The 7,751-nt window shown below is 38.2% G+C and carries 7 protein-coding genes; 6 read left to right on the top strand and 1 reads right to left on the bottom strand.

The window, feature by feature from the left end; all coding sequences use genetic code 11:
• The first annotated feature begins 220 nt into the window (after nucleotides 1–220).
• The 3 genes from SYJ56_RS24510 to SYJ56_RS24500 all read left to right on the top strand — a co-directional run bounded on the left by SYJ56_RS24510 (nucleotide 221) and on the right by SYJ56_RS24500 (nucleotide 1,655).
• Nucleotides 221–439: a hypothetical protein gene (locus tag SYJ56_RS24510; protein WP_323838802.1), complete on the top strand. Its 219-nt coding sequence runs from the start codon at nucleotides 221–223 to the stop codon at nucleotides 437–439.
• Nucleotides 384–596, top strand: a complete 213-nt coding sequence (locus SYJ56_RS24505) for a hypothetical protein (RefSeq protein ID WP_323838801.1) — start codon at nucleotides 384–386, stop codon at nucleotides 594–596. The genes SYJ56_RS24510 and SYJ56_RS24505 overlap by 56 nt, the downstream gene beginning before the upstream one ends.
• Nucleotides 597–983: 387 nt before the next feature.
• Entirely contained in the window at nucleotides 984–1,655 is a 672-nt protein-coding gene (locus tag SYJ56_RS24500; RefSeq protein ID WP_323838800.1) for a DUF6266 family protein, read from the top strand.
• Nucleotides 1,656–2,285: 630 nt separating this feature from the next.
• Here the strand turns inward: SYJ56_RS24500 and SYJ56_RS24495 are convergent.
• Nucleotides 2,286–2,996 (bottom strand): sugar transferase, encoded by a 711-nt coding sequence (locus tag SYJ56_RS24495; protein ID WP_323838799.1) that lies wholly within the window; start codon nucleotides 2,994–2,996, stop codon nucleotides 2,286–2,288.
• A gap of 724 nt (nucleotides 2,997–3,720) precedes the next feature.
• Between SYJ56_RS24495 and SYJ56_RS24490 the strand changes: the two genes are divergently transcribed.
• The 3 genes from SYJ56_RS24490 (at nucleotide 3,721) to SYJ56_RS24480 (ending at nucleotide 7,615) form a co-directional block, all read left to right on the top strand.
• On the top strand, nucleotides 3,721–4,860 hold the full coding sequence (locus SYJ56_RS24490; protein WP_323838798.1) for an aminotransferase class I/II-fold pyridoxal phosphate-dependent enzyme: 1,140 nt from the start codon (nucleotides 3,721–3,723) through the stop codon (nucleotides 4,858–4,860).
• Nucleotides 4,861–5,481, top strand: coding sequence for a sugar transferase (locus tag SYJ56_RS24485; protein WP_323838797.1), 621 nt, complete (start codon nucleotides 4,861–4,863; stop codon nucleotides 5,479–5,481).
• Nucleotides 5,482–5,704: 223 nt separating this feature from the next.
• Nucleotides 5,705–7,615 (top strand): polysaccharide biosynthesis protein, encoded by a 1,911-nt coding sequence (locus SYJ56_RS24480; RefSeq protein ID WP_323838796.1) that lies wholly within the window; start codon nucleotides 5,705–5,707, stop codon nucleotides 7,613–7,615.
• The last annotated feature ends 136 nt before the right edge of the window (nucleotides 7,616–7,751 follow it).

The following is a 7,751-nucleotide window of genomic DNA, read 5'->3' as shown; positions in this document are numbered from 1 at the left end:
CAGGAGCTATTTCCGCTTGCATGAAATAATTATGCTAAATCAGGAAATATTTCCGGTTTTATTGAAGGTATTTTATAATTACTAAAAATTACCTCTTGCAATTGTGGTTTTATTAACATAAACTTAACTCACAGTTATCGATTGTTTACTCGACTTTTTGAAGTTTATACATCATTTAAACTTCATATTTTCTTTTGGTTTAAATTTTTAACGCAGGGTTATGGACATATACATGGAGCAATTAATTGCTGATTACAATACAATCAAAAAGTTTCCAGAAGAGTCTTACGAGGCTGTTTATCACAAACTCACTTTACGCTCGGTATCGAGAAACGGGATACTCAAAAAGGTGGATATGGCGGATGAAAAAAGCCGCTATATCAATGAAGGCTATGTGGGGGCTTTTTCAGGAAATGCAGGATGGGCTGAAGCTGTTTAGGATTTTCGGCCCATCAGACGTAGCTTTTGATGAGCAGTCATTCCGCACCAAAACTCCTTCCAAAACGGTGTTGAGAGCCTTTTCAGATACGGTTTTTCTGGACTTTTCACTCTTTTCGGGGATCCCCGAAGAGGTCATACTCAAGTATATGATTTAGGTAGTAGTCAGTTAGGAATAAGATCCAGCCCATGGTAGAAATGCAGCATAACCCTAGCCACATGGATAGCATCAAAACCGATGCTTCTACAATGCATCTCCGATGCATCTCCGATGCTCCTCCGATGCNTAGTAGTCAGTTAGGAATAAGATCCAGCCCATGGTAGAAATGCAGCATAACCCTAGCCACATGGATAGCATCAAAACCGATGCTTCTACAATGCATCTCCGATGCATCTCCGATGCTCCTCCGATGCATCTCCGATAGTTCATCGGACCTGCACCGTAGATGATACGGTGATGGTATGGCCTAGATACGGATCAGATTCCAGTCGGAAAGCATACCTGCCAAAGAAGAATATTCATTGATATAAAATCTTATAAAGCTATGGGAAAAGTAACAGACGATTTGCACAGCGGATTTTCCGGAAAGGTCGGAAACCTCATTTTTTATCAGGTAAATGGGCAGACGCTGATCAGGACCAAACCCGGTCAGAGGACAGGCAATACCACCCCGCTTCAAACTTATCATCAGGAGGCATTCGCGCTGGTACAGCAATTTTTGTCCCCTTTGAAAAAAGAACTGGCCATAGGATTTGATGCCTATCGTAAAGGAGCAAAGCGGGGAATCGACCGGGCAAAAAGCCTGATGCTCAAAAATGCCATCTATCCGCTAGACGGTGCTCCGGTTTTGCAGCCAGAGAAAATGCTTGTGTCCTCAGGAGATCTGACAGGAGTGCGGGATGCATTTCTAACGGATTTGGGTTCAGGGAAATTCACGATAGAATGGACTTCAAATAGCTGGGATGGTTCCGCGCGGGATTCCGACATGACATTTGTGGTGGTATATGATACGGTTCACCAGCGGGTTTTCAGTGTTCAGGGGTTACGCTATAGAAAAGACGGGTATCAGGAAATACAATTGCCATGGCTTACCTTTGATTCCGGCACTGAAGTACCTGGAGTATATGTTTTTTTCTCATTTTATTCAGAGCGTTCTGAAAAAAGTATGTTTTCCGATTCTATATGTTTGGGTAAAATAACGGGTGGTGGAGGATAGTATTCCGCACTCTTGGCCAAATTTAAGTGTCAACCTTTGAGGTTTCCAAAACCTCGAAGCTAGGATAATCGGGTTCCGATAATTATCGTGGATGCAATCCCGATCACATATTCTAGGAATTTGTAATTCCGTCTGTTAGGGACCAGTGTTGATTTCGCCCTTTCAGGGCTAGGATCATTTGCCGATCAACTAGCGATGGGCGCTACCCATCGCTGGGTTATGCTGACCTTTCAGGCCAGATTCAATCCAGTATGAACGAATTATCATTCCCTTTTGCTACAATTTGTGTCATCACATCCGTAGCTCTTTGTGATGACAAGAACGGCTTAGACTGGCTAAAGGTATATCCCCACCATGCTTATACCCATCTAAATTCAGCCTTGTCTGCAAAACATTAAGACAGTTATTCCTTCAACAACTTTAGCTAGTTGTTTGGGCGCGTTGAGCTTGTTCAGAGATTTTTAATTCCGAGAGTAAGCGATGCGGAAACGGAGTGAATCGGGAGCTGTCGCAGACCCGTCCCTTTAGGGGTGTCCCCATTGCAGATACCAATTTCCCACGGTTGCACCAGGGGCTATCCATAGTTTGACCTGTGATTTATAAACCGCTGAAGCATCGGCTAATAAAAAATCAATAAGCGTTTTCATCACCGGAAAAAATGGTCACAGCAGTCATCCAGATAAGTTTTAGATCAAAGACTACACTCCAATTCTTGATGTAGTACATGTCCAGTTTATATCGGAAATAGATGGAATGTGGCAATTCTGTTTCACCACGATACCCTTTTGCCTGAGCCAATCCTGTAATTCCTGGTTTGACCAAATGCCTGTTCTTATATCCTTCAATTTTTTTGGCATTTTTTTCATTCTGTGACAAAATAAGTGGTCTTGGACCTACTAAGGACATATTTCCATAGATCACATTAAACACTTGAGGCAATTCATCAATGCTGGTTCTCCTTAGCATTCTTCCTATTTTCGTGACTCTGGGGTCATTTCTGGTAGCTGGCTTCAAATCATCCCGTTTATCAATAGTCATCGAACGGAATTTATAACAGTTGAATACAGAGTTGTCAATTCCTCCCCGTTTTTGGGTGTAGAGAATAGGCCCGGGAGAATCTAGTTTAATCAGGATGGCTACAATGGGAAAAAGCCACCAACCTATTACTATCATTAATCCTATGGAACAAAACAGATCAATGAATCTTTTTATACTCAGGTTGAACCAGTTCAATTTCTCGGAAACCAGTATTTCCCCTTGCTCTTGGGGCAGTAGATAGCTTGAATTAATTTCAAGATTTCTCTTCGCTGATTGGTAATTCTGGGTGAATCTATTTTTCAAAAGTGCTTTACTTGTAAATTTACTTTGGGTGCAAAGATCACTAGATTTCCAGTTTTTTACAAAGGGTATTTTTTATATCTTCTTTTTATGTATATCCGCTTTTCTACCAGTAAAGCGACAAAAGTATTATAGGATTCGGAAAACACTATCGTCAAGGCCACTTCGGTCATCTGTCATCGGTCTTCCAGCCAGTAAAACAAAGAAAATATGGCTACTGGCATCATTATGGATAATCATACTTTTATTTGACAACTATAACCTCTCAATTCAATTGCTGTTTTTCTAAAATCTACTCCCACTAAACCCTAAAAAATCCCATCGGTCATCTTTTTAAATTTAGTTTGACTTATTGAGTAGGTGTATTTTCAAACACAAAAAAATGCTGTTTGTTAAAATTTTTTTAAATTATTTTATACTACCCATTTCGTTCCTTTTTTTTGGCTATATGGCTAAGCTTTGGATGAGATTAACGAGCAATAAATTCTTATATCAGAAAGTTGAATTAAGTCGTAAATATTTAGTAGTTAATGGTTTATATTTAAATATGAAGTGTAAAAGTTGGGTGTGGTGAGATGTATTCCTTAATTCAAAATTCACAATTACTTAATTTTATAAATCAATTAAGTAAGTAATTACACTCGTTTAGTGGCTTTTCCATTGTGATTTGAGATATGGAGGTTTGATATTTTATAGTATATTTTGGCAGTCTTAGCTAAAAACATGCATGACTCTACCTATTTCACTATCATTTCCAGTATTTAAAGGCAATGAAAATTTATATACCCAACAGGCGATAAGCTCGGGACACATCGCGACTTCCGGTCAATTTATCGATAGATTCGAAAGCAAGCTTTCCAAAAGGCTAAGGACTCATGAATCTGTTGCTTTAAATTCAGGAACCTCAGCTTTGCATTTGGGGATGGTGCTTTTGGGCATTGGCCCTGGAGATGAAGTGATTTGTCAGTCCTTTACTTTTTGCGCGTCAGCCAACCCTGTAGTTTATTTGGGAGCCAAGCCGATTTTTGTAGATAGCGAAAGAGACACGTGGAATATTTGTCCGGAGATTCTTGAAGACACTATCCTCAGCAGAATTTCCAAAGGCAGAAAACCAAAAGCTATTGTTATAGTACACTTGTTTGGAATGCCTGCTAAACTTAAGGAGATACTTGAAATATCAAATAAGTATGACATACCTGTTTTGGAAGATGCTGCTGAAGCAATTGGAAGCAAATATCAAGGGATAGCATGCGGTACTTTTGGCCAAATTGGTGTTTTTTCATTCAATGGAAATAAAATTGTATCTGCCGGAGGTGGGGGAGCTTTGATTTCAAACAATTCCATTTTAATTCAACGGGCAAAGTTATTGTCAACTCAAGCAAGGGAAGACTTTCCTTTCTACCATCACCTGGAAGTTGGCTATAATTACAAAATGAATAATCTTTCTGCTGCAGTAGGACTTGCTCAGCTAGAACAGTTAGATTCTTTTATCAAAAGTAGAAGACTAGTAAACCAGAGGTATAGGGCTTTGCTGAAAGATTTTCCTGGTATTAGGTTTCAAACTGAGTCTGCTGATTCAATATCTAACTATTGGCTTACTGCTATTTTAGTGGATAAGGAGCAGACAGGTTTTTCTAATGAACAATTGAAAACAGCATTAATGAAAAAGGGAGTTGAAAGTAGGTATCTGTGGAAACCTCTGCATACTCAACCAGTTTTCAATATGACTCCATATTACGGAGGAAGTCTGGCAGAGAACCTGTTTGAAAATGGACTTTGCCTCCCAAGTTCAGTAGATTTGACGCTTCAGGATCAGGAAATGATTGTAGATGTAATTTATTCGAAACTTAGTAAAATATTTAAATAAGTGATTTATCGAAATTGGCTTAAAAGAGGAATAGATATAATTCTTGCTTTTTTAATGTTCATAATTCTTTTGCCCATATTTTTAATTTTGCTGATTGTCTTAAGCATTCACCACAAAGGGACGCCATTCTTTTCGCAGTCAAGGCCAGGCAAGGGAAATGTTCCATTCCAGATTTTGAAATTCAAGACCATGTCAGATTTAGTTAATGAAAATGGAGATCTGTTAGCTGATTCTGAGCGGATTACTAGTTTTGGCAGGATGGTAAGAAAAACTTCTTTGGATGAGATCCCCCAACTAATCAATGTTCTGAAAGGGGACATGAGTCTTGTTGGTCCAAGGCCTTTGCTATTTGATTACCTCAATTTGTATACTAGTGAGCAAGCCAGACGGCATGAAGTAAAGCCGGGCGTGACAGGTTGGGCACAGGTAAACGGACGAAATGCTATTTCTTGGGATAGCAAGTTTAAATTTGATGTGTGGTATGTAGATAATTTAACCTTCCTTTTAGACGTAAGAATCCTTTTCCAAACATTGCTTAATGTGTTACTTGGAAAAGGAATTACTCAACAAGGACATGTTTCCATGGGAAGGTTTGAAGGCACTCGAAAAGCGAACGCTTAGAAATGGCAATTGTATGAGGAAAAATTTCACCAGGTAAATCCACTATTTGGTAATTTATCGTAATTAAGCATGAACTATCTTTTGAAAATTCGATTAACGCAAAATATTATTACTTTATTTTAACTAGAATTTAGAGATAAGTTGAAAAAGTACTTAACTTTGCTCATTAATTAAGTAGTCGATCAAGAGATATATAACTTAGCAATTTGAATAGATTTATACTATGAATTTTTTGTCGAGGTTAAAAATCCTTCCCAGATGGATAATTGCTACTTTGGATTCTTTTATTCTTTTTCACTGTGCCTTGTTTGGGTATTTGGTACGTTTCAATTTTGAGCTAGCCCTGATTGAGCAATACGATGCCTTTGCAGGAAGTTTTACCTTTATGGTTGGTGGTTTATTGGTAATGCAAAATACTCGAAGCTATGAAGGCATTGTTCGTCATACGGGCTTTAGAGATGGATTAAATATTTTTAAAACTGTCATAATCAATTTCATTCTTTTTCTTTGCTTAAACTTCTTTCATGGGAGTTTTTTGAATGATAGGTTTTTACTTCCAACCTCGGTTTTGATCATAGCAAGTCTTTCATCGATCTTTATGCTGATTTTTTATCGCTTGTTGGTTAAAGAACTTTTCGTCTACCTCAAAAACGGGATTTTGGTCAAGGAGCTGAAGAACGGGATTATTTTCGGAGCAGGAGAAGCTGGGATTATCGCCCAAGAAGCCATTAAGCGAGATAGTAAGATTCTCTTTAATACAGTTGCATTTTTGGATGATGATCCCAAAAAAGAAGGTAAAAACATTGATGGTAAACGGATTTACAAAGGGTTAGGAGATCTTGAAAGACTGATAACACAGTTTGGTATAACTGAATTGATAATTGCGGTTAGAAATCTTTCTGTTCAGCGAAAGAAAGAAGTGATTGACGAATGCCTTAGATTGAAAATTTCTGTTTCCATAGTTCCTCCTGTAGATCAGTGGATCAATGGTGGCTTGACTGCTGGAGCAATTCGAGAAGTGAAAATTGAGGATTTGCTTAGTCGTGAACAGATAATTTTGGATAATCCAAGAATACATCAAGATCTGGAGGGAAAGGTGATTCTAGTGACAGGTGCTGCCGGCTCTATCGGTTCAGAGCTTTGTAGGCAAATCTGTCATTATGAACCCAAGCTGCTTATATTGTTTGATATTGCAGAATCTGCATTGTATGATGTGGAGCAGGAGTTTAAAGAAAATTATTCTTATTGCCCCATAAGGATAGTGCTTGGTGATTTACGAAATAAAAAGAAAGTAAAGGAAATTTTTAAAGTATATAAACCTCAAGTCGTATTTCATGCAGCTGCTTACAAGCATGTGCCGATGATGGAAAATTATCCTGAAGAGGCTATACAATCCAATGTACTAGGAACCAAGTTACTTGCAGATATTTCAGTTTTGTCTAAAGTTGACAAATTTGTTTTTGTATCAACAGACAAAGCAGTAAACCCTACCAATGTAATGGGTGCCAGCAAAAGAGCTGCTGAGATGTATGTGCAGGCGCTGAACGAATATTTGGAAAGAAATCATAAAAGTTATCACACAAAGTTTATAACTACTCGATTTGGAAATGTATTGGGCTCGAATGGCTCGGTGATACCTTTATTCAAAAAGCAAATTATGCATGGTGGGCCAATTACTGTGACTCATCCAGAAATCACTAGATATTTCATGACTATTCCAGAGGCTTGTCAATTGGTATTGGAGGCAGGGATTATGGGTGAAGGAGGCGAAATTTATATTTTTGACATGGGCGAGCCAATAAAAATATTGGATTTGGCTCATAAGATGATTCAACTGTCAGGCAAAAAAGTAGGTGAGGATATTAAAGTGGTGTTCTCAGGCTTGAGAGAAGGGGAGAAGCTTTTTGAAGAGCTACTCAATGATTATGAAACGGTTAAAATCACCCACCATCCTAAGATCAAAATAGCTCAAGTACTTCCTTCCTCTTATCACAAGATCGATGGTCAAATCGAACTATTCATAAATTTGGTGGCCAAAAATTCTGAAAATGATTTAGTATCACACTTGAAAGTAATTGTGCCTGAGTATATTTCCAACTCCTCCAGATTTGAAGTACTGGATAGACTTAATTAGTTGTTGGTTGTTAGAGGGTAATCGTTAAAGGTTAAGGGTTAAAAGCTTAAAGGTTAAACGAGTGATCATCTTCCGCTAGAGGTAATTTTTAAATTTTAAATTCTTTCATTTTAAATTCTAATCCTACTTAGGCAGA

Source organism: Algoriphagus aurantiacus, from assembly GCF_035156405.1.
Classification (GTDB): domain Bacteria; phylum Bacteroidota; class Bacteroidia; order Cytophagales; family Cyclobacteriaceae; genus Algoriphagus; species Algoriphagus aurantiacus.
This window is presented reverse-complemented; position numbering and strand designations above follow the sequence as displayed.